At 65.2% G+C, this 22,616-nt stretch carries 19 protein-coding genes and 2 pseudogenes; 11 read left to right on the top strand and 10 right to left on the bottom strand.

Translation table 11 applies throughout. The annotated features are described in order from the left end of the window. Positions 1-32: 32 nt before the first annotated feature. From QU44_RS14905 to QU44_RS14925, 5 genes and pseudogenes are all read left to right on the top strand, one after another. Positions 33-344: pseudogene (locus QU44_RS14905) on the top strand (IS630 family transposase); the annotation flags it as partial. A gap of 409 nt (positions 345-753) precedes the next feature. Further along, entirely contained in the window at positions 754-1,122 is a 369-nt protein-coding gene (locus QU44_RS14910) for a hypothetical protein (RefSeq protein ID WP_156141222.1), read from the top strand. 64 nt (positions 1,123-1,186) lie between these two features. Next, positions 1,187-2,422 (top strand): TolC family protein, encoded by a 1,236-nt coding sequence (locus QU44_RS14915; RefSeq protein ID WP_033923184.1) that lies wholly within the window; start codon positions 1,187-1,189, stop codon positions 2,420-2,422. Beyond that, positions 2,422-3,657: an efflux RND transporter periplasmic adaptor subunit gene (locus tag QU44_RS14920; protein ID WP_033923185.1), complete on the top strand. Its 1,236-nt coding sequence runs from the start codon at positions 2,422-2,424 to the stop codon at positions 3,655-3,657. The genes QU44_RS14915 and QU44_RS14920 overlap by 1 nt, the downstream gene beginning before the upstream one ends. A 12-nt stretch (positions 3,658-3,669) precedes the next feature. Next, entirely contained in the window at positions 3,670-6,819 is a 3,150-nt protein-coding gene (locus QU44_RS14925) for an efflux RND transporter permease subunit (RefSeq protein WP_033923186.1), read from the top strand. A 57-nt stretch (positions 6,820-6,876) separates the two neighbouring features. Here QU44_RS14925 and QU44_RS18905 read toward each other — a convergent pair whose 3' ends face one another. Genes QU44_RS18905 through hutI form a run of 7 tightly spaced genes read right to left on the bottom strand, consistent with a single transcriptional unit; the run spans position 6,877 to position 13,979 of the window. Beyond that, positions 6,877-7,086 carry a DUF1289 domain-containing protein gene (locus QU44_RS18905; protein ID WP_081988087.1) on the bottom strand — a complete coding sequence of 70 codons (210 nt, stop codon included), beginning with the start codon at positions 7,084-7,086 and terminating at the stop codon, positions 6,877-6,879. A 4-nt stretch (positions 7,087-7,090) separates the two neighbouring features. Continuing rightward, entirely contained in the window at positions 7,091-8,035 is a 945-nt protein-coding gene (gene dmeF / locus QU44_RS14930; protein ID WP_033923187.1) for a CDF family Co(II)/Ni(II) efflux transporter DmeF, read from the bottom strand. A gap of 11 nt (positions 8,036-8,046) precedes the next feature. Then, positions 8,047-8,781 (bottom strand): HutD family protein, encoded by a 735-nt coding sequence (locus QU44_RS18930; protein ID WP_197054343.1) that lies wholly within the window; start codon positions 8,779-8,781, stop codon positions 8,047-8,049. A gap of 26 nt (positions 8,782-8,807) precedes the next feature. Further along, positions 8,808-10,463: a urocanate hydratase gene (hutU, locus tag QU44_RS14940; protein WP_033923188.1), complete on the bottom strand. Its 1,656-nt coding sequence runs from the start codon at positions 10,461-10,463 to the stop codon at positions 8,808-8,810. Further along, positions 10,460-11,257 carry an N-formylglutamate deformylase gene (gene hutG / locus QU44_RS14945; RefSeq protein WP_033923189.1) on the bottom strand — a complete coding sequence of 266 codons (798 nt, stop codon included), beginning with the start codon at positions 11,255-11,257 and terminating at the stop codon, positions 10,460-10,462. The genes hutU and hutG overlap by 4 nt, the downstream gene beginning before the upstream one ends. After that, positions 11,254-12,786 carry a histidine ammonia-lyase gene (gene hutH / locus QU44_RS14950; RefSeq protein ID WP_033923190.1) on the bottom strand — a complete coding sequence of 511 codons (1,533 nt, stop codon included), beginning with the start codon at positions 12,784-12,786 and terminating at the stop codon, positions 11,254-11,256. The genes hutG and hutH overlap by 4 nt, the downstream gene beginning before the upstream one ends. Continuing rightward, positions 12,783-13,979 (bottom strand): imidazolonepropionase, encoded by a 1,197-nt coding sequence (hutI, locus tag QU44_RS14955; protein WP_033923192.1) that lies wholly within the window; start codon positions 13,977-13,979, stop codon positions 12,783-12,785. Before hutI ends, hutH begins: the two co-directional genes overlap by 4 nt. Before the next feature lie 72 nt (positions 13,980-14,051). On the opposite strand from hutI, the gene QU44_RS14960 reads away from it, so the two are divergent. Then, a complete protein-coding gene (locus QU44_RS14960; RefSeq protein WP_033923193.1) occupies positions 14,052-15,395 on the top strand; it encodes a formimidoylglutamate deiminase in 1,344 nt (447 codons plus the stop codon). Position 15,396: 1 nt separating this feature from the next. Here QU44_RS14960 and QU44_RS14965 read toward each other — a convergent pair whose 3' ends face one another. Further along, the gene (locus QU44_RS14965) at positions 15,397-15,867 is read right to left on the bottom strand and encodes an Lrp/AsnC family transcriptional regulator (RefSeq protein WP_033923194.1); all 471 of its coding nucleotides are present in this window, start codon (positions 15,865-15,867) and stop codon (positions 15,397-15,399) included. Positions 15,868-15,981: 114 nt separating this feature from the next. On the opposite strand from QU44_RS14965, the gene QU44_RS14970 reads away from it, so the two are divergent. Both QU44_RS14970 and QU44_RS14975 read left to right on the top strand, forming a co-directional pair. Further along, positions 15,982-16,233, top strand: a complete 252-nt coding sequence (locus QU44_RS14970) for a DUF6356 family protein (protein WP_033923195.1) — start codon at positions 15,982-15,984, stop codon at positions 16,231-16,233. 35 nt (positions 16,234-16,268) lie between these two features. Continuing rightward, positions 16,269-17,291, top strand: coding sequence for a YeiH family protein (locus tag QU44_RS14975; RefSeq protein WP_033923201.1), 1,023 nt, complete (start codon positions 16,269-16,271; stop codon positions 17,289-17,291). A 3-nt stretch (positions 17,292-17,294) separates the two neighbouring features. Here the strand turns inward: QU44_RS14975 and QU44_RS14980 are convergent, their stop codons facing one another. Further along, the gene (locus tag QU44_RS14980; protein WP_231621762.1) at positions 17,295-18,098 is read right to left on the bottom strand and encodes a UTRA domain-containing protein; all 804 of its coding nucleotides are present in this window, start codon (positions 18,096-18,098) and stop codon (positions 17,295-17,297) included. A 269-nt stretch (positions 18,099-18,367) separates the two neighbouring features. On the opposite strand from QU44_RS14980, the gene QU44_RS14985 reads away from it, so the two are divergent. Genes QU44_RS14985 through QU44_RS14995 form a run of 3 tightly spaced genes read left to right on the top strand, consistent with a single transcriptional unit; the run spans position 18,368 to position 22,295 of the window. Continuing rightward, positions 18,368-20,509 (top strand): TonB-dependent receptor, encoded by a 2,142-nt coding sequence (locus QU44_RS14985; RefSeq protein WP_231621763.1) that lies wholly within the window; start codon positions 18,368-18,370, stop codon positions 20,507-20,509. Further along, the gene (locus QU44_RS14990) at positions 20,496-21,932 is read left to right on the top strand and encodes a PepSY domain-containing protein (protein ID WP_081988089.1); all 1,437 of its coding nucleotides are present in this window, start codon (positions 20,496-20,498) and stop codon (positions 21,930-21,932) included. The genes QU44_RS14985 and QU44_RS14990 overlap by 14 nt, the downstream gene beginning before the upstream one ends. Positions 21,933-21,953: 21 nt before the next feature. Next, a complete protein-coding gene (locus tag QU44_RS14995) occupies positions 21,954-22,295 on the top strand; it encodes a DUF3088 domain-containing protein (protein ID WP_033923198.1) in 342 nt (113 codons plus the stop codon). Positions 22,296-22,308: 13 nt separating this feature from the next. On the opposite strand, the pseudogene QU44_RS17920 reads toward QU44_RS14995, so the two are convergent. After that, positions 22,309-22,596, bottom strand: a pseudogene (locus QU44_RS17920) (IS630 family transposase); the annotation flags it as partial. Between the last annotated feature and the right edge of the window lie 20 nt (positions 22,597-22,616).

Below are 22,616 nucleotides of genomic sequence, written 5' to 3' on the forward strand. Positions count from 1 at the left end.
TCGCTCGCTGATCGAGGCGAACTCGGACCTGCTATGTGACCCAGGTCCTCGTGCCCGAGCTCTCACCCGGCGACATCGTCATCATGGACAATCTGTCGAGCCACAAGGGGCCAACCATCCGCGAAGCCATCGAGGCTGCCGGTGCCGAGTTGCTGTTCCTGCCGCCCTACAGCCCCGACTTCAACCCCATCGAAAAGGCATTCTCGAAGCTCAAGGCGCATCTGCGAAAAGCCGCCGAACGCACCATACACGGCCTGTGGGACGCCATCGGACGCATCCTCGATCTCTACTCTCCCCAGGAATGCGCTAATTACTTCAAATCATGCCGGTATGATGCAACATGATCGAAAACCGCTCTATCGCGACGATATTGTCACGCTAACGGCACCCGAAATGGCGATGCATCGCCACTGTCTGCGTGCGGTCCGAGCACGGCTCGACCGGTTCGATTGACGGCTTGAGGCCGTGGCGGACGTCCCTCGCCTTCCCGAACGCCTGCATGCTGGCGTGCGCGGCTCGTTGGCGCGTGGGCGAGGAGGCCGCACCCGGCTGATAGCCTCCGCTTACCAGGTCCGTATCCAACCCCGCCGCGCTGCGGCAAATATTGTCTTATTACAACTATGTCGTGGGAACCTGTCGCAAAGCGCATTCTTCGGTTGCTGGCTGAGCAATGCACTATGAAATGGCGGAACTCGAGACCTTAGCTGGCGCTTCTGCTTGTCGCGAGCGGGCACCGATGGTAGCGCTTCACCCGTGGCCAGGCTGATTGCCCTTTTGATGATGTGCACGCTGATGCTGTCGCATGGCACCGGCGGTGCCGCGATGCCGCATGGCGGCGGTGCGATGCCTGCGGTCGAGCACGGCGATCATCATCATGACGAAGCCGAGGCACCGATCGGCCAGAACGATGCAGGCGACTCTGCCCAGGTCAAAACCCAGGCACCTCAGGACGGGATCGCCGATCTCGACATCGCGCATGTGCATCAGGTTATCGACATCACGCCGTCGGTCGGCATGGTTTCGATGATGCGGCTGACCAATTCCCTGCCCGCGGTGCCGATGCCGATTGCACGATTGCGATCGGAGCGCACGCCGCCGCTGCTGAAGCCGCCTTTGGCCTGAATGCACGCCACGGCGTTGCGCATCGCCGCGCAGCGCCCGTCGTGACATTCGGGAGCTTTATCCAATGCATATTCCCTTGCGGGCCGCGCTGTTTGCGGTCGCGCTTTCGTCGACAGCGACGGTGCGGGCACAGACCGCATCGCTGACGCTCGAACAGGCGGTCAGACGTGCGATCGAGGCGTCGCCGCGCAATGCCGCGGCGCGCGCGCGCGGCGAAGTCCTGACCGCCGCAAGAGCGCAAGCCGAAACTCGGCCCGCCGCGTCGGTCGACATCCTGGCCGAAAATTTCGGTGTCGGTGGGGCAGAACTCAATCGGCAGATTCAGATCGGCGCGACCTATAACCAGCGGATCGAGCGCGGGGCCAAGCGCGATGCGCGGATCGCGCTGACCGAGGGGGACCGCGGTGTCGCCGCTGCCGAAGCGACGGTATCGCTGCTCGATCTGGCCCAGCGGGTGCAGCGGCTGTTCGTCGAGGTCGAAGCGACGACGATGGCGGTGACGCTTGCCGAGGAACAACTCGGGATCGCGCGGCAGCTCCAGCGCGAGGTCCAGCGCCGCGTCGATGGTGCGCGAGATCCGCTGTTCGCCGGCACTCGCGCGCGCACCCAGCTCGCCGAAGCCGAAGTCGATCTGGAAATCGCCGAACATGCGCGCGACGCAGCGATGATCCGGCTGACCGCGATGTGGAACGGTGTGCCCGCCGGGCTGCGCGTTGCCGCCGACGATTTTCTGAAGTTCGAAGACGCCGTGGCGGTTTCGCCTTCGCCCGCCGATCTGCCGATTTACGCAGCCCGCCGCCGCCGCGCCGATGCCGCCATCGCGCTTGAGCGAAGCAATGCGCGCACCGATCCTACCTTGTCGGGTGGCCCGCGCTTCATCGGCACCGGCGACTTCGCGATCGTCGCCGGTGTTTCACTGCCGCTGCGCAACCGCGCGCTCAATGCCGCGAACATCGCCCGCGCCCAGGCCGAACAGCGCCAGATCGATGCCGACCTCGCGGTCGAACGCTTCGATCGCGAACGCGCGATCGCGCTGGCGGCCGAGATCGTCGAGGAGTCGCGGCACGAAGCCGAAGCGGTGCGCGACCGGGTGATCCCCGGGCTGGTCCGCACGCTTGCCGAAGTTCGCGCAGGCTATGCGCGCGGCGGCTTCTCGTTCCTCGACGTATCGACCGCACAGACCGCGCTCGCGACGGGCCGACGCCGCCTGATCGACGCTGCCCGGCGGCATCATGAAGCCGGGGTCGAGCTTGATCGGCTGACCGGCCGATACCTTTCCCTCGTGCAGGAGGCACGCTGATGCCTGATCTTCGTCCCGCGCTGTTGCTGGCGCTGATGCCGCTGGCCGCCTGTGGCAGCGGTGCCCCGACCGACAACACCGCCGCCGAGGCACCTGCCGCCGGCGAGTATGAGCGCGGTCCACATAACGGGCGGATGCTGCGCAACGGCGACTTCGCGCTAGAGCTGATCGTGTTCGAAGACGGCGTCCCGCCCGAATTCCGCCTCTATGGCTATCGCGGCGGCAAGCCCGTCGCGCCTGCCGAGATCGCCGCGACGGTCACGCTGCGGCGGCTCGACGGCGAAGTGAACCGCTTCCCCTTCCTCGCCGAAGCCGACTATCTGCGCGGGCGAGGCGTGGTGGTGGAGCCGCATAGTTTCGACGTCGAGGTCACCGCGCGCGAGGGCGGTCGCCAGCATCAATGGAAATACCCATCCTTTGAAGGGCGCACGACGATCGCCGCCGAAGCAGCGCGCGCGGCGGGGATCGTGATCGAGACCGCAGGGCCGACGACGGTCGGCGAGACGATCGAGCTGATCGGGCGGGTCGAACTCGATCCGTCGGCCACGACCGAGGTCGGCGCGAAATATCCAGGCCCGGTGATGGCGGTGTATCGCAACGTCGGCGATCGCGTTGTGCGCGGGACGTTGCTCGCGCGCGTCGAAAGCAGCGACAGCCTCCAGACCTATTCAGTGTTCGCGCCCGCCGCAGGGATCGTGACCGAGCGCAACACCAATGTCGGCGATATCGCGGGGGCCGATCCGATGTTCGTCATCGCCGATCCGTCGCGCACCGTCGCGACCTTCCCGGTGTTCCCGCGCGACATGGAGCGGGTGCGCCCCGGCCAACCGGTGCAGATCCGCGGGCTGGAGGGCAGCCGCACCCAGGGATCGACGATCCGCGACTTCCTGCCGCTGGCGCAGGTGGCGACCCAGGCGACCACCGCGCGCGCGGCGCTGCCCAACCCCGACGGCTTCTGGCGGCCCGGCATGAGCGTGCGCGGCGAAGTGACGATCGAGCAGCGCAGCGTGCCGCTCGCGGTAAAGACCGCGGGCCTGCAGGCGTTCCGCGACTTCACCGTGGTCTTTGCCAAGGTGGGCAACACCTATGAGGTGCGGATGCTCGATCTGGGCATACGCGGCCCCGAATGGACCGAGGTCAAGGGCGGCATCAAACCCGGCCAGCAATATGTCGGCGAGGGCAGTTTCGTCATCAAGGCCGACATCGAAAAATCCGGCGCTAGCCACGATCATTAAGGGGCGCCCGACATGCTCGAACGCATCATCAGATTTTCGATCGCACAGCGCTGGGCAGTGCTCGCGATCGCGCTGCTGCTCGCCGCGCTCGGCGTGTGGAATTTCGGTCGGCTCAAGATCGACGCGGTGCCCGACATCACCAATGTCCAGGTGCAGATCAACACCGCCGCGCCGGGCCTTTCGCCGCTGGAGGCCGAACAACGGCTGACCTTCCCGATCGAAACCGCGATCGCCGGGTTGCCCGGGCTCGAATATACCCGGTCGGTATCGCGCTATGGCCTTAGCCAGGTGACGGTGGTGTTCGCTGACGGAACCGACATCTATTTCGCGCGCCAGTTGGTCAACGAACGGTTGCAGGGGGTGCGCAGCACGCTGCCGCCCGCGATCGAGCCCGAGCTTGGCCCGATCTCGACCGGGCTGGGCGAGATATTCATGTACACGGTCGAACCCAAACCCGGCGCGCGCAAGCCCGACGGCACAAGCTACACCGCGCAGGATCTGCGCACGCTGCACGATTGGGTGGTGCGTCCGCAATTGCGGACCGTGCCCGGCGTGACCGAGGTCAATTCGGTCGGCGGCTATCGCAAGGAATATGAGGTAGCCCCCTATCCCGAGCGGCTGGCAGGGTTCGGCCTGACCGTGACCGACGTGATCGATGCGCTGGAAAAGAACAACGCCAATGTGGGGGCAGGCTATGTCGAGCAGGCCGGCTCACAATATCTGATCCGCGTGCCCGGTCAGGCTGCGGGCGAAGCCGATCTGTCGGGCATCATCGTCGCCTATCGCCAGAATATGCCGATCCGTATCGCCGACGTCGCCGATGTCTCGATCGGCTCCGAAATCCGCAACGGTGCCGCCACCAAGGACGGGCGCGAAGTCGTGCTCGGCACGATCTTCATGCTGGTGGGCGAAAATGCGCGCGACGTATCGGTAGCGGTCGCGGCGCGGCTGGCGGAAGTGAACCGCTCGCTGCCGGGTGGTGTGGTGGTCAACACCGTCTATGACCGGTCGAAACTGGTCGCCGCCACCGTCGGCACCGTCGAGAAGAACCTGGCCGAAGGCGCGTTGCTGGTGGTCGTCGTGCTGTTCCTGCTGCTGGGCAATATCCGCGCCGCGCTGATCACCGCGGCGGTCATCCCGCTGGCGTTCCTGCTGACGATCACCGGCATGGTCGAGGCGGGCGTATCGGGCAATCTGATGAGCCTGGGCGCGCTCGATTTCGGGCTGATCGTCGATGGCGCGGTGATCATCGTCGAAAACTGCCTGCGTCGTTTCGGCGAGACGCAGCACCGCCTGGGTCGATTGCTGGAACGCGACGAACGTTTCGACGTCGCTGCATCGGCTAGTGCCGAGGTCATCAAGCCAAGCCTGTTCGGCATCGCGATCATCACCATCGTCTATATCCCGATCTTCGCGCTCGAGGGGGTGGAGGGAAAGACCTTCCACCCGATGGCCTTCACTGTCGTCGTGGCGCTTACCGCAGCGTTGCTGCTGTCGCTGACCGTCGTCCCTGCGGCGGTGGCGATGTTCGTGACGGGCAAGGTCGACGAAAAGGAAAACCGGGTGATGCGCGGGGCCAGGCGCGGTTACGCGCCGCTGCTCGATACCGCGCTGAAATGGCGCAAGGCCGTCGTGGCGGGGGCGGCCCTGCTGGTCGTGCTGAGCGGGTTCGCGGCGACGCGGCTGGGGTCCGAGTTCATCCCCAGCCTCGACGAAGGCGACATCGCGATGCACGCGCTGCGGATTCCGGGCACCAGCCTGAGCCAGGCGGTGCAGATGCAATCGGCGCTCGAACGGCGGATCAAGCAATTCCCGCAAGTCGAACAGGTATTCGCCAAGATCGGCACCGCCGACGTCGCGACCGATGCGGTGCCGCCCAGCGTGGCGGACACCTTCATCATCATGAAACCGCGCAAGGACTGGCCCGATCCGCGCAAGCCCAAGAGCCAGCTGGTCAGCGAAATGAACGCCGCGGTCCAGCAGGTGCCCGGATCGCGATACGAGTTCATCCAGCCGATCCAGATGCGCTTCAACGAGCTGATCGCCGGAGTTCGCTCCGACGTTGCGGTCAAGATTTATGGCGACGATCTCGACCAGCTCGCGCAAACCGCCGATGCGGTGCAGGGCGTCGTGTCTTCGGTCGAGGGCAGCGAGGATGCGCAGACCGAACAGGTCACCGGCCTGCCCTTCATCGAAATCACCCCCGATCGCCCCGCCCTCACTCGGCTCGGCGTCAACATCGTCGATGTCCAGGCGGTGGTCGCAACCGCGATGGGCGGCACGCCTGCGGGAGAGATATTCGAAGGTGACCGCCGCTTCGCGATCGTCGTTCGCTTGCCCGAACAACTCCGCGCCGACCCGATGGTGCTCGAACGGCTGCCGATCCCGCTGCCGCAGGGTCAAGGCACGATCCCGCTGTCCGAAGTCGCGGCGATCGAGCGGACCACCGGCCCCAACCAGATCAGCCGCGAAAATGGCAAGCGTCGTGCGGTCGTCACCACCAATGTGCGTGACCGCGATCTGGGGTCGTTCATCGGCGATCTGCAACAGCGCATCGCCGCCGAAGTCGATCTGCCGACCGGCTATTGGATCGATTATGGCGGCACCTTCGAACAGTTGCAGTCGGCATCGACCCGGCTGCAGATCGTCGTGCCGCTGGCGCTGCTGCTGATCTTCGGCCTGCTCGTGGCGCTGTTCCGTTCGGCGAAGGATGCCGCCATCGTATTTTCGGGGGTGCCGCTAGCGCTGACGGGCGGCATCGCGGCGCTGTTGCTGCGCGGCATACCCTTCTCGATCTCGGCGGGGGTGGGCTTCATCGCGCTGTCGGGGGTGGCGGTGCTCAACGGCGTGGTGATGCTGACCTTCATCCGCCAGTTGCGCGACGAAGGGCATGGCATCGACGACGCGATCCGCGAAGGGGCGCTTACCCGGCTACGGCCGGTGCTGATGACGGCGCTGGTGGCCAGCCTGGGCTTCGTGCCGATGGCGCTCAATGTCGGGCTGGGTTCGGAGGTTCAGCGCCCGCTGGCGACGGTGGTGATCGGCGGCATCCTGTCTTCGACGCTGCTGACGCTGCTGGTGCTGCCCGCGCTCTATCGTCTCGTACACGGCCGGCGCGCCCGCGACGAAAATGCCGCCGCCCAGATCGCTGCGAAAGGATGACGGTGCTGCTTACTCACCGTCGCGGCGCTTCAGTCGGCTAGCGATGATCGCGCGCGGTCATCGATTGCGCTGTTTTGCAGCTTCGAGATCGACAGCGCTGCCGCTGCCGAGCTTTTTCAATCGACGAGGCAGATCGGCGGCGATGTTGCGCAACTGGTGAGGCTGGGCCTTTTTCCAGCTTCTGCATTCCGGTTTGGTGCGGCCGCAGCCTCGACACCAACCGGTTCGTCCGTCGAACGAGCAAAGCTCCGTGCAGGGCGATTTCACCGCCTTAACGGACTTCGACCGTCAGATGGGCGAGTTCATGGACAGGCTGGAGACGACGGCGAATGGTTTCCTGGTTGATGCCGGTGGTGCTTGCGACACTGATGATGCCGGCGTGCGCGTCCGGCCCGACGCGCCAGACATGAAGGTCGGTGATGCGAACGTCCCCCGGTCCCGTCACCAGCTCTCGCATTTCTTCGGCGACGTGCTCGTCGGTAGCGTCGAGCAACACCATGGCGGTATCGCGCATCAGCGTCCACGCCCAGCGCGCGATCACGATCGCTCCGACGATGCCCATCACCGGGTCGAGCCAGCTCCAGCCGAGATACCGGCCCGCCAAAAGCGCGGCGATCGCCAGCACGGATGTGAGCGCGTCGGCCAGAACATGGACATAGGCAGAGCGCAGGTTGTTGTCCTGACTGTGGATGCCGGTGCCGTGATGATGGCCATGTGAGTGGTCATGCCCATGCGAATGCCCGTGGCCATGCGAATGGCTTCCGGACAACAGAATGGCGCTGATGATATTCACCGCCAGGCCGATGATGGCGATCACCGTCGCCTCGCCGAACGCCACCCGGATCGGCTGGAACAGGCGCACAACCGACTCGGCACCGATCCCGAGCGCCACCAGGCCGAGCACGAGCGCAGAGGCGAACCCGGCCAGATCGCCAACCTTGCCGGTGCCGAAACTGTAGCGCGGGCTGGCGGCGTGGCGCTTTGCATAGGCATAAGCGGCGGCGGCGACACCCAGCGCGCCGGCATGCGTCGCCATATGAAAACCGTCGGCGAGCAGCGCCATCGATCCGGTCGCATAGCCGGCGAAGATCTCGCCGACCATCATTGCGGCGGTCAGGAGGACGACCCAGCGCGTCCGCCGGGCGTTTTCATCATGGGCAGCGCCAAGGAAGACATGGTCGTGGGTCAGGCCATCGCTATCGATACGGGTAGTCATGCTGTCGCGTCCTATTTCGCGTAGCGGCGGATCGCCAAGATCAACGCTTCCGCGCCTTCGTCTCGCTCGTCCGGCGTAAGCCCATGATCGGCAACATGCGCGCGCACATGCGCCTCGATCAGTTCGTCCATCAACCCACCAACCGCACCCCGGACCGCCGCGGTCAGATGCAGCGTCTTGGCGCAATCGGCGTCCGCCAGCACGCCGCGCTCGATCGCCTGCAATTGGCCGATGATCCGGTGGATCCGCTGAACCAATGCGTCCGTGTTCTCAGAAAGGTGACTCATACCATAACCCCCCTCCCCTATATTGAGCGACTTTTCAACGTCGGCGAAGTGGATTTCAATTGCGGAAGCTGCGGGGCGCTGTCCCAGAACAAGATCGCCACCGGGGGCGACGATCCAACCAAATGGTGCGCCGACCGAACGGTCGATTGATGGCAACCACCGATCGGCACGGCCCATCAGGTTCAGCACGCGGCCCGGTCGATCCAGCGCGACAAGTGCGACCGGATCGTCGCCACGGAACGCCATCACGTCGCGCTGGCGCAGCGTTCGGCGGTCATCGCGTATCGCGAGTTCGATCACGATCGGGTCCAGCACCATCAGGAGCCGCTCCATGCCGGGCAGTGCCGAAAACAGCGCCGGTCGTTCCAGCAGCGCCACGCTGATCCGGCGCTCCCCCAACCGATCCGACCAGAGCAGCCGCGTCGATCCGCCGCCGTTCGCCCAAGGAGCGTCCGGCACATCAGCGTATCGGACGACCCGCGCGGTCAGAGGATGCCCGGCAGGTCGAGGCCCCGCACGCGCGCACAATCAAGCGCGATCTCATACCCAGCATCGGCATGGCGCATCACGCCCGTTGCTGGATCGTTCCACAGCACGCGCTCCAGCCGGCGCGCGGCGTCGGGCGTGCCATCGGCGACGATCACCATCCCGCTATGCTGCGAATAGCCCATGCCGACCCCACCGCCGTGATGCAGCGAAACCCAGGTCGCGCCGCTGGCGGTGTTGAGCAGTGCGTTGAGCAGCGGCCAGTCGCTCACCGCGTCCGATCCGTCGCGCATCGCCTCGGTCTCGCGGTTGGGCGAGGCGACCGAACCGCTGTCGAGATGGTCGCGGCCGATCACGATCGGTGCCTTCAGCTCGCCACTCGCCACCATCTCGTTGAACGCAAGGCCCAACCGGTGGCGATCGCCGAGACCAACCCAGCAGATTCGCGCCGGCAGCCCCTGAAAGCGGATTTTCTCGCGCGCCATGTCGAGCCAGCGATGCAGCGCAAGGTTGTCCGGCAGCAATTCCTTCACCTTCGCATCGGTCTTGTAGATATCCTCAGGGTCGCCCGACAGCGCGACCCAGCGGAACGGGCCGATCCCGCGGCAGAATAGCGGACGGATATAGGCGGGTACGAACCCGGGAAAATCGAACGCGTCCGCGACGCCTTCGTCCTTGGCGACTTGGCGGATGTTGTTCCCGTAATCGACCGTCGGCACGCCTGCAGCCTGGAAATCGAGCATCGCCTGGACGTGGCGGGCCATCGACGCCTTGGCCGCTGCCGCGACCCCGGCGGGATCCTGCTCGCGCGAGGCGATCCAGCGCTCGACACTCCAGCCGGCGGGGAGATAGCCGTTGACCGGATCATGCGCGCTGGTCTGATCGGTCAGCATGTCGGGGCGGACCCCGCGCGCCAGCATTTCGGGCAGCAGTTCGGCGGCATTGCCGAGCAGGCCAACCGAAACCGGCGTCTTTGACGTGGTGACGATTGCCAACGCCTCGTCAAGGCTGTCGGTGGCGCGGTCGAGATAGCCGGTACGCAGCCGCATATCGATGCGCGATTGCTGGCATTCGATCGCCAGGCACGACGCGCCCGCCATCACCGCCGCCAGCGGCTGGGCACCCCCCATCCCGCCAAGACCCGCGGTCAGCAGCCACCGCCCCGACAGATCGCCGCCATAATGCTGGCGGCCCATCTCGACGAACGTCTCGTAGGTGCCCTGCACGATCCCTTGCGTGCCGATATAGATCCACGACCCTGCGGTCATCTGGCCATACATCGCCAGCCCCTTGCGATCGAGCTCATCGAAATGTTCCCAGGTCGCCCATTTGGGCACCAGGTTCGAATTGGCGATCAGCACGCGCGGCGCATCGGCATGGGTGCGGAACACCCCGACCGGCTTGCCCGACTGGACCAACAGGGTCTGGTCGCCCTCCAGATCGCGTAGCGCCGCGACGATCCGGTCATAGCTGTCCCAGTCCCGCGCGGCGCGGCCGATCCCGCCATAGACCACCAGTTCCTCGGGCCGCTCGGCGACGTCGGGATGGAGGTTGTTCATCAGCATCCGCAACGGGGCTTCGGTCAGCCAGCTCTTGGCGGTCAGCGTCGTGCCCGTGGCAGCACGAATGACGCGGGTGGGATCGAGGCGGTTCATCGGGCGAACTCCAGACAGGCGGAAAGGATCAGGCGCAGCGTTTCGCGCAAGCGGGCGGCATGGTCGGGGTCGAAGACGGGTGGCCAGTTTTCGGAGGTCACGGCGCCGATCGGCTCGTGCAGATAGGCGCGGATCGCGGTTTCCATCTGGATCGCGTGGACGCCATGCGCTGGATCGCCACAATGCCGCGTGGTCCAGCCGCCCCGGAAGCGCCCATCGACGACATGACTTCGCCCGGACGCGGCGGCGATACCCGCCACTGCGTCACGCAGCGCCGAGGCGCAGGTCGTGCCATCATTGGTGCCGATATTGAGTTCGGGCAGGTCGCCGTCGAACAGGCGCGGCACGCGGCTTCGGATCGAGTGGCAGTCATAGACGACGACCCGGTCATGCCGTGCGCGCAACCGCGCGATCTCGGCAGCCAGTGCAGCGTGATAGGGATCGAAATACAGCGCGCGCCGCGCCGCGATCTCCTGCGCATCCGGGGCGGTGTCACCGTACAGCGCATCGCCGTCGAACGTCGTTATCGGGCACAAGTCGGTCGTCGCCAGTCCCGGATAGAGCGACACGCCCGATGGATCGCGGTTCACGTCGATCACGCTGCGCGAGATGTCGGTAGCGACGATCGTCGCATCGGCAAGCCCCGCATATAGGTCGGCGATGTGCCAGTCGGTATCGCGCCGCGCCCACCAGTCCGATCGAAACCCGCCGGTCGGCAGCGCCGTGCCGCCATGCGGCATCGCCAGAATCAGCGGCGTATCGGCGCGCGTAACGTGCAGCCAGTCGGCGCTCATGCGGCCAATCCCGGCAGCGAACCGGCTTGGTCCAGCAGCAGGCCATCCACGACCAGCGCGGTTGCCGCTGCCATGTCGGGTGCCATGTGGCGGTCATCGCCCAGGGTCGGCACGCGCGCCCGCAACAGCGCGCGGACCCGCTCTATCGGCGCGCTGGAGGTCAGCGGCGCATGAAAGTCGCACCCTTGCGCCGCCGCCAGCAATTCGATGCCGAGCACCGAATCGACATTCGCCGCCATCGCGATCAACCGCCGGGCACCATGCGCCGCCATCGACACATGATCCTCCTGATTGGCCGAAGTCGGAATCGAATCGACCGACGCGGGATAGGCGCGCTGCTTATTCTCGCTGACCAGCGCGGCGGCAGTCACCTGCGGGATCATGAACCCCGAATTCAGACCGGGCTTCGGCGTCAGAAATGCGGGGAGCCCCGACAAGGCCGGATCGACCAGCATCGCGACCCGGCGTTCGGCAAGGCTGCCGATCTCGCACAGCGCCATCGCGATCATGTCCGCCGCAAACGCGACCGGCTCGGCATGGAAATTGCCGCCCGACAGCGCCTCGTCCGGCGCGCCGTCTATGCCTGGGAAGATCAGCGGATTGTCGCTGACGCCGTTCGCCTCGGTGATCAGCGTCGCCGCCGCCTGGCGCAGCAGATCGAGGATCGCACCCATCACTTGCGGCTGGCAGCGCAGGCAATAGGGATCCTGGACGCGAATATCGTCCTCGCGGTGCGACGCGCGGATTGCCGATCCTGCCATCATCGCGCGCAGCGCATCGGCGGTATCGATCTGCCCGCGATGGCCACGCAAGCCGTGGATGCGCGGGTCGAACGGCGCGTCCGATCCCTTCGCCGCCTCGGTCGAAACGATCCCGGTGACCAGCGCCGATCGGTACAGCCGCTCCGCCTCGAACAGCCCCGCCAGCGCATAGGCGGTGCTGAACTGCGTGCCGTTGAGCAGCGCGAGACCCTCTTTCGGCCCCAGCGTCAGCGGTGCCAGACCCGCCTCGACCAGCGCCTGCGCGGCGGGAATAATTGCGCCATCGACGATCATCTCGCCGACGCCGATCATCGCTGCGGTCATATGCGCCAGCGGGGCGAGATCGCCGCTCGCGCCGACCGATCCCTGGGCCGGCACCACCGGGGTCAGCCCGCGCGCCAGCACCGCCTCGATCAGCGCGATCGTCGCCGGCTGCACCCCCGACGCGCCTTGCGCCAGGCTGGCGAGCTTCAGCGCCATCATCAGCCGCGCGATCGGCACCGGCATCGCCTCGCCGACGCCCGCCGCATGGCTCAGCACGATGTTGCGCTGGAGCGTCGCCAGGTCGGCGGCATCGATCCGAACGCTCGCCAGCTTCCCGAAACCGGTGTTGATCCCATAGACCGGCGCGCCCTTCGCAACGATCCGCGCGACCGCGGCGGCGCTGGCCGCGATCCTGGGCGCGCAGGCGGGGTCGAGCCGCGGCGTCGCACCGCGATAAAGGGCGAGCCACTGGTCGTAGCCGACGGCGCCGGGGTGAAGGATCATCGACCGTTCCTGATGCGCGAGTGAAGAGGGTTGAAACCGATCCGGTAGACCAGCTCGGCAAGCTCGGAGACGTTCCAGATCGCGAGGTCGCATGCCTTGCCGACCTCCAGCGTGCCGATTTCAGCTTGAAGGCCCAGCGCGCGGGCGGCGTTGACGGTCAGTCCGCGCAGCGCCTCCTCTACGGTCAGCCGAAACAATGTCGCCGCCATGTTCATCACCAGCAGCGGCGAGGTGAGCGGCGACGTGCCCGGATTGCAATCGGTCGCCAGTGCGATCGGCACGCCCGCCGCGCGGAAGGCGGCGATCGGTGGTGCCTGCGTCTCGCGCATGAAATAATAGGCACCGGGCAGGAGAACCGCGACCGTGCCCGCCGCAGCCATGGCCGCGACATCGGCATTCGTTGCGTGTTCGAGATGGTCGGCCGACAATGCGCCGTGCCGCGCGGCAAGCGATGCCCCGCCCAGCGCCGACAATTGCTCGGCATGCAGCTTCACCGGCAGGCCCGCCGCATGCGCCGCTGCGAACACGCGGTCGACCTGTGCCGGGGTGAACCCGATTCCTTCGCAAAACGCATCGACCGCATCGGCAAGGCCCGCCGCTGCAAGCGCCGGGATTTGCGCGCAGACGCTGTCGACATAGCCGTCGGCATCGCCCGCAAACTCGGGCGGCAAGGCGTGCGCGCCAAGGAATGTCGTTGCCACGCGCACATCGCGTTCGTCGGCCAGGCGGCGCGCCGCATGCAGCATCTTCGCCTCGTGCTCAGCCGTCAGGCCATAGCCCGACTTCACCTCGACCGTCGTCACGCCCTCGGCGATCAACGCATCCAGGCGGGGCAGCGCGCCGGCGACCAGCGCATCCTCGCTCGCGCCGCGCGTCGCACGCATCGTCGAGACGATCCCGCCGCCGGCGCGCGCGATCTCTTCATAGCTCGCCCCAGCCAGCCGCGCCGCGAATTCGCCCGCCCGGTTGCCGGCGTGGACGAGGTGCGTGTGGCAATCGATCAGCCCCGGCGTGATCCAGCGCCCGCCGCACTCCACCTCGGTCGCAGGGCCGAAATCGGGAGCATCGCCGGCCGGTCCTGCATAAACGATCCGGCCATCGGCGGCAGCGACGACGCCGCTATCGACAATGCCCAGGTCATCGCCCATCATCGTCGCCAGCCGCGCGTTTCGCCATATCGTACCGCAGCGCATGTGGTTGCCTCCACTATTTGTATATACAAAAGCACAGGCGCGTTTTACTGTCCAGCCCTGTTGGAGGGACGGATGCAGACGATCTGGTGCAAACAGGCCTTGCTGCCCGATGGATGGGCAAACAACGTGCGGCTATCGTTCGCCGATAGCCGTATCGCCGCGATCGAGCATGGCACCGAACCGGCGGCTGACGAACCGCGATACGCCACCGCCCTGCCCGGCCTGCCCAATCTTCACAGCCACAGCTTCCAGCGGCTGATGGCGGGGCTCGCCGAGTCGCGCGGCGGGCCTGCCCAGGACGACTTCTGGGGCTGGCGCGATCTGATGTACCGGCTCATCCGCGATCTGACGCCCGACGATGTCGGCGCGATTGCCGCGATGGCGTTCGTCGAGATGCTGGAAAGCGGCTTCACGCGGGTCGGCGAGTTTCACTATCTGCATCGCCAGCCATCGGGTGCCGCCTATGCCGACCCCGCCGAAATGGCGGCAGCTGTCGCCGGCGCGGCAGCCGAAACCGGAATCGCCCTCACGCTGCTGCCGGTGTTCTACGCACATGCCGGGTTCGGCGGGCTCGAACCGAATGTAGGGCAGCGCCGGTTCGTGCACGACATCGACGGTTTTGCGAGGCTGCTCGATGCCAGCCGGCACGCGGTCGCCGCCTTGCCCGACGCGGTGGTCGGCATCGCGCCGCATTCGTTGCGCGCGGTAACGCTGCAGGAACTGCGCGCGCTGGAGGCGATGGCGGCGGCCATGCCGATCCACATCCACATTGCCGAACAGGTGAAGGAAGTCGCCGATTGCCTCACCTGGTCCGGCCAGCGTCCGGTCGCGTGGCTGATGGATCATGCGCCGGTCGATGAACGCTGGTGCCTGGTCCACGCCACCCATGTCGAGCCGCACGAACTGGCGGCGATCGTCGCGAGCGGTGCGGTGGTCGGCCTGTGCCCGATCACCGAGGCCAATCTCGGCGACGGAATCTTCCCCGCCGACGCCTATCGCGCAGCCAGAGGGCGCTTCGGCATCGGCAGCGATTCGAACGTGCGGATCGATGCGGCAGAGGAACTGCAGCTGCTCGAATATGGCCAGCGCCTGACCCAGCGGCGGCGTACCGTGCTGGTGCCGCCCGGCGGCTCGACCGGACGTGCGCTGGTCGATGCGGTGCTCGGCGGTGGCGGCACGGCGCTCGGTCGCGGCAGCGCCATCGCGGTGGGAGCATCCGCCGATCTGGTCGCGCTGTCGAACGATCCGCTCGGATCGGGCGATCGCGCTCTGGACCGCTGGATCTTCGCCGGGGGCGGGCCGAGCATCGACGCCGTCTGGCGCGCGGGCCGCAAGGTGGTGAGCGATGGCCGCCATCACGCTCGCGATGCCGTCGCCGCGCGCTTCGCGCAGGTCACGCAGCGGCTGGTGCGCTGATCTAGTCGAACAGGGGAAGCGCGGTGGTCGACTTGATCTCCTGCATCGCGAACGACGAACTGACGTCGTGGAGCGGCGCGACCTTGGTCAGCTTGCGATAGATGCGATCATAATCGGCGATGTCGCGTGCGACGATCTTGAGCAGATAGTCGATCTCGCCGCTCATCCGATAGAATTCGACGACTTCGGGGATTCGCGACACCCCCTCGGCGAAGGTCTGCAGCCAGTCGTCGCTATGCTGCGCGGTGCGGATCGCGACGATCACCGTCACGCCCAGGCCCAGCCGATCGCGGTCGAGGATCGCCACTCGCTTGCCGATTACCCCTTCGCGCTCCAGCCGCTTGATCCGCTTCCAGCACGGCGTTGCCGACAGGCCCACGCGGTCCGCGATTTCGGCGATCGCAACCGTCGCGTCATCCTGAAGAATGGCGAGAATGCGCCGATCGGTGGCATCGAGAACCAGACTCTCCATTTTATCGCCTTACGTAGCATGAAATACCGCAATAGCCGACGATCACTGCCCAGATAAGACTAAAATTCCCGCTGTACGAACTATGATCGCCCCAACGCCAACGGGGAGAAACTCATGTTCGACCGCTTGTTCATCGACCATCCAGCCGATGTCGGTGAAACCTATTTCGCGCATCTACGCACGGCCAGCTGGTTCGCCGGCACGATGCTGCTCGCCGGCCTGGCCTGCTTCGTTCACGCGCTGGTGCCGGGCCTGTTCGTGAAGACGGGCAGCACCGCGATCGGCAGGCTGCATGATCGGATGGTCGTCAACCGCCGAAGCACCGCACGCACCCCCGAGCCATCGCAGCCAACCGCCGACGCATGACGGCCAAGTATCCGGGGCCGCAAAGTGGCCCGATAATGGCTGCCGACCTCTATAACGACGTCGGCGAAACGACGCCGGGCACGTGGCGAGACCATCTTCCCGGGTTGATGATCGTCGCGCTGGGCGTGCTGGCTGCGGGCTTCCTGTCGGATAATTACGGCGTACCGCTGACGCTGATGGCGCTGCTGCTGGGGCTTGCGCTCAATTTCCTGTCGGTCGACACGCGGCTGACGCCGGGGCTCGTCTTCGCATCGCGGTCGTTGCTGCGCTGGGGCATCATGCTGGTCGGCCTGCGCGTTACCGCTGAACAGATCGTCGCACTTGGCCCGGTCGCGCTACTCTGCGTGGCGGCGATCGTCGCGTCGACGATGGCGATCGGCATTCTTGCAGCGCGGCGGCTGGGGTTCGATACCGCGTTCGGCACGCTCGCGGGTGGAGCCGTTGCGATCTGCGGTGCCAGCGCGGCGATGGCGCTGGTCGCCACGCTTGGTGAGAAACGCACCAACGAGGCACAGTTGACGCTCGTTCTTGTCGGCGTTTCCGCGATGAGCGCGACCGCGATGCTGGTCTATCCCGCGATCGCGCATCTGCTCGCCTTGTCGGACTTGCGCGCCGGCTTCCTGCTCGGCGCTTCGATCCACGACGTCGCGCAAGCGCTCGGCGCAGGCTATGCCTATTCCGACGGTGCCGGCCAGATCGCCGCAATCGTCAAGCTGACGCGAGTCGCGCTGCTGGCACCGGTGTTGGCGATCGTCGCCCTGTTCCTGCCGCGCCAGCCCGGCGCTCGCCGGTCGGCGGTGTTCAGCCTGCCCTGGTTCGTGGTCGGCTTCTTCGTACTGGCGGCGATCAATTCGATCGGCATCGTGCCACCGTCGGTTTCGACGCTGGCCGAAAAGGCCGCCGCCGGATTGCTCGCGGCGGCGGTCACCGCCACGGCGATCCGGTCGCCATTATCGCAGCTCGTCGCGGCGGGACCGCGACCGCTTCTCGTCATCCTCGCCGCCACGGTCGTTGCGTTCATCCTGTCGCTCGCCGCCGCGCTGCTGATGATCGGCTGAACGTCACCACGAGGGGCGAAACTGTCCCTCCAGCTCGTGATCGTCGCCGGGATACCAGAAGCGGCCCATCGTAACGGGAACGGTGTCGTTCCAGGTCCGGCGCTCGACCACCAGGCATGCCTCGCCGGCATCTATCGCCAGATGTGCCGCCACCGCTTGCGTTGCGCCGCGCGCGGCAATGCGGTGGCGTGCTTCGGTCCATGGCACGTTGGCAAGCAGCCACGATCCGGGGCTGACATTTTCGAGCGGCTGGCAGGTGATGCGCGGTGCCGCCTCGACATTGATTAATCGCTCTTCGAGCTGGAACGGCCGCTGGTCCGACAGATGCAGGCACAGCATCCGGATCATCGGCACCGGCGTCTCGGTCGGCAGGTCGGCGCGCTCCGGCGCATCCGCCCCCAGCATACCGCACGACAAGAGCCGATAGCCATAATGCCGCCCTTCGCGCCGCACCGTGTCCGCAGCATCCCATATTTCCAGCACCGGCCGTTCGCGCGCGCGCGACGTCACGACCGTGCCGGTCTTGGGGCGGCGCTCGACCAGTCCTTCAGAGGCAAGGCTTTGGATCGCCTTGTTCACCGTCATCCGCGACGTGGCATAATGATCGGTCAACGACATTTCGGCGGGCACGCGCGTACCTGCCGGCCAATCTCCCGTCAGGATGGCCAGCGCCATCGATCGGCGGATCTGCAACCAAATCGGCCCTTCGCCATCGAGCGGCGGGACACGAATCGGGGCATCGACGATCGGTGAGGATGTCGTGGTCGCTACTTCAGCCAGCATCGGTTCCAGCAATTTGGGGCGCATCGCACAGGGTTCATGTCTTGGTTCAACATTACCGCCTCATGCTGCCCGATCGAGCCGGGTTCGGCAAATTTTGGCCGACTTCTTTCAAAAATATTGCAGCGCACCCTTGACGCACCGCAGGACTCGCGTCAGCTTCAATTGACTATACAAATCAAAAAAAGCCGCAGGTAGGACATAATCGAACTCATAAGGGGGCTATAACTATGCGTGTTGCGCTATCTGAGCTATTGATCCGCTCGTCCTTGATCGCTCTGGCAGGAGCATGGGCAATGCCAGTTTTTGCGCAGCAGGCACCGACCACCCCTCCTTCGGCACCGCCGTCCAATGCTGCATCGCCGCAGGACAGCGACGACATCACCGTCACGGGTTGGCGGCTGCGCGAGTTGGATGTCGCAACCTCCACCGCAAGCCGCCTCGGCCTCACGATCCGCGAAACGCCGGCAACCATCGATCAGATCGGCGCGGACGAAATTCTGACGCGCGGCTTCCGCACCGTCGAGGAAGCGACCGTCAGCCTGCCGGGTGTGATTTCAGGTGGCTCGCCGGGAAATCCCTCGCTCTTTTCGATGCGCGGTTTTTCGGGCGAGCAAATCACGGTTCTGCACAACGGCCTGTATCTGGGGCCGGCGAACATGATCAATCGTCCGGGCAACACCTTCAACATCCAGAGCATCGATGTGCTCAAGGGACCGGCTTCGGTGCTATACGGCCAGGGTGCGGTCGGCGGGGCGGTCAACATCGTCAACAAGAGCCCTGATTTCGAAGCAGACAGCCTCCAGGCGCTGGCGTCCTATGCATCGTTCGACACCGCCAGCGTCGGGCTGGGCGGCAATCACGTGTTCAGCGACAGCCTCGCCGGTCGGCTCGATGCGAGTTATCACCGCACCAGCGGCTATGTCGACAATGCAGGGTCCAATTCGCTCAACGTGACGGGGGCGATGACGTTCAAGCCGCGCGACAATCTCTCGATCGAACTGAGCGTCGATTATCTGCGCGACAATCTGTCGACCTATTTCGGCACGCCGCTGGTTCCAACCTCGTTTGCGACCGATCCGATCGAGGGCATTCTGTCGACTGCCAATGGCTTTGTCATCGACGAACGCATGCGCTTCAAAAACTACAACGTCGCCGACAACCGGGCAAAAAGCTGGCAGCTCTGGCCACGGATGGTCGTCACCTGGTCGCCATCGGCTGCGGTAACGATCACCAATACCGCCTATGCCTTCCACGCCGAACGCCAGTGGATCAACGCCGAAAATTATGTCTTCAATACGACGACGCGCCAGATCGATCGCGATCGCTTCTTCGTGTTCCACAATCAGGATCTGATCGGCAATCAATTTTCGGTCGCCTATAAACAATCGCTGTTCGGGCTCGAGAACAAGCTGGTCGTCGGGGTCGACTATAGCCATCTCGATTTCGTCCGCAGTCGCGGCTTCCCCGATGGCGACAGCGTCGATCCGTTGAACCCGGTCGCGGGCAATTTCGGGCCTATCGTCTCGCGCGTAAGCCCGACCCGCTGGGATCAGGTCGCGCTGTTCGCCGAAGACGTGTTGAACCTGACGCCAGAGCTCAAACTGGTGACTGGCCTGCGCGCCGAGCGGCTGTACCTGACGCGCGAGAATTTCAACGCCAACGGCAGCTTCAACACCGGAACCAGCTTCAACCGCACCTACAAATTGTTCAACTGGCGCGCCGGGTTGGTCTACGACGTCGCGCCGAGTGTCAGCGCCTATGCCTCGTACAGCACTGGCAAGGATCCGGTCGGCGCGAACATCTTCCTGGTCAACGCCGGCCAGAATTTCGGCCTCAGTTCCTCCCGCCAGTTTGAGGCGGGGCTGAAGGCGGATCTGATGAACGGGCGTGGTTCGCTCACGCTGGCGGCCTATGACATCAAACGCGAGAACATCCTGACCCAGGTGGCGATCGATACCGTCAGCAATGTCGGCAGTCAGCAGTCGCGCGGCATCGAACTTTCGGGCGAAATGCGCGTCACGCCGAGCTGGGCGCTCATCGCCAGCGGCACCTATGTCGATGCCAAATACGGCAATTTCGTCGACCCGAACTATGGCATCGCGGCATCGGACAATACGCCGCCCAACGTGCCGCAATGGGTCGGGAATGTCTGGACGACGGTGCAGCATATCGGCGGCCTGCCCCTTGAGGCTGGCGGCGGCGTCAAATATGTCGGCAAGCGTTTCGGCAACACCGCCAACGATCTGGTGCTGAAGCCCTATGCGACGGGCATCGTCTACGCGACCTATGCGCTGACGCCCCAGCTTTCACTGACCGGGCGCATCAACAATGTCTGGAACAAGACGTTCGTCCAATGGGCGGATATCTATTACCCCGGACAGGTGATGCTGGGCGAACCCCGCCGGTTCGAGGTGAGCGCCCTTGCCCGTTTCTAGGTCAAAGGCATGGAAGAACCAGGCGGCGAGAAAACTCGTCTGGTTCCACCGCTGGCTTGGTGTCGCGACCTGTCTGGTGTTCGCGCTGTGGTTCGCGAGCGGGGCGGTGCTGCTCTTCAAGCCGTTTCCCTCCCTGCCGCATGCCGAACAGCTACGCCTCGAAGCGCCGATCGATCTCGATACGGTCATGGTATCACCACGCGCTGCGGCGGTCGCGGCGGGGCCGGGTGTGACCGCGCTGCGGCTGGTCCAGCGTGGCGCGGCTCCGGCCTATATCGCCACTACCGCCTCGGGCACGATCGTGATTGATGGACAGTCGGGCGAGCGGCTGGGCGATCTCGAACCCTCGAACGTGGCGACCACCTTGTCTGGCACTGCGGCTGCGTTCGCCTATGATCAGTGGGTCGTGCATAACCGCTTCGACCCGTACCGCCCCTTTTATCGCCTCGACGCGGCCGACGGTGCGGGGACCAGCCTGTACCTCTCGGCCAGAACCGGCGAACTGGTGCAGCGAACCAATCGTGCCGACCGCGGCTGGAACTGGGTCGGGGCCGTGCTGCATTGGGCCTATTTCACGCCCTTGCGGTCAAGCTTCACGGCGTGGGACCGCACCGTGTGGATCATATCGTTCGTCGCCTTGCTCGTGGCGATTGCCGGTACGATCCTGGGGGTCATCCGCATGCTGGCAGCACGGCGCCAGCGCACCCCCTCCCTAACCTTCTTCCGCCCACCCTGGCTGCGCTGGCACCACCTGTTGGGCCTGTTCGCCAGTGGGTTTGTCCTGACCTGGATGCTCAGCGGATGGCTGTCGATGGATCATGGCAGGCTGTTCTCGCGCGGTCAGCCGACCGTCGATCAATCGGCACGATATGCCGGTGTCCCGCTGGTGGCAGCGCTACCCGCGAACGTGCCGACGGCAGTTCCCGCCGGAACGAAGCAGCTCGATTTCACCGTGATCGGCGGGCACGGTCTCGTCGGGGCATGGCAAGCTGACGGGACGATCCTCCACTACGACGCCAACTATGCCCACGTCACGCCGGCAGCGGTTCGTGCGCTTATCGGCAATGCAGTGCTTCGCGCATTCCCGCCAGCGTCGGGTGTCAGCGTCGCACCGATCGATCCCACCGCGACCTATGCCTTGGCCGAAGGGTGGCCGGCGAGCACGTTGCGCGTGACGCTTGCCGGCCCAAAGCTGCCCGACGTCTATGTCGACAGCGCCGATGGTCGAGTGTGGACGGTGATGGATTACAGCCGGGCAAGCTATGCCTGGATCTATTACGCGCTCCATACCTTCAATTTTCCGGGGCTCACCACACGCCCGCTGCTGCGCCAGATCCTGGTGCTGATTCCAATATTGTTCGGTTTTCTGTTCAGCGTCACCGGAGTCGTGCTTGGCGTGCAGCGACTTCGCAAAAGTTTCTGACATTTCAAAGGGAGTAAAAGCTTGAAGGACGTTCTCCATTTGATGAAGCCCGGCTTTGTGAATGCCGGACTTGGTCCATTTTATTGCGGTGACTCGGTTTCGGTCGAAGGGTTGCTGGGATTTTATCCGGAACTCCGCGACAAGATCGAAGTCATATATATCGATTTCCCACGGCCGCGGCAGGCAATCGTCGATGCTATCGGCGAAGATCAGCAATCCGTGCCCGTCCTAATCCTGGCCGAAGCTTCGATCGAACCAGAACAGGTTCATGCCAAAGTCGCCAACGGCAGCCGATATATCGCAGATGAAAAGCAGATCCGCGAATATCTATCCCTCACGCATGGTCTACCGCGTAGCGGCTGACTCATTTCGGAAGCTAGTGGATTGATTCCAACGTTTGGTGCCCGCGTCTGACGGCGGCGATGATTTCGTCAGGGTCGGCGCGCCAGACGAATGGCCTTGGCTGCTGATTATGTTCCTTGATGAAGCGGTTGATGGCGGCCTGTAGGTCGACGACGGAGCAGAAGACACCGTTCTTCAGGCGCCGGCGGGTCAGCTTGGCGAAGAACCCCTCGACGGCGTTGAGCCACGAACACGACGTCGGCACGAAGTGGAACGTCCAGCGCGGATGCCGGGCCAGCCAGGCGCGAACCTTAGCCTCTCTTATTCACTGGGCTGCTGCGT

This window comes from Sphingomonas sp. 37zxx (assembly GCF_000786205.1).
GTDB lineage: Bacteria > Pseudomonadota > Alphaproteobacteria > Sphingomonadales > Sphingomonadaceae > Sphingomonas.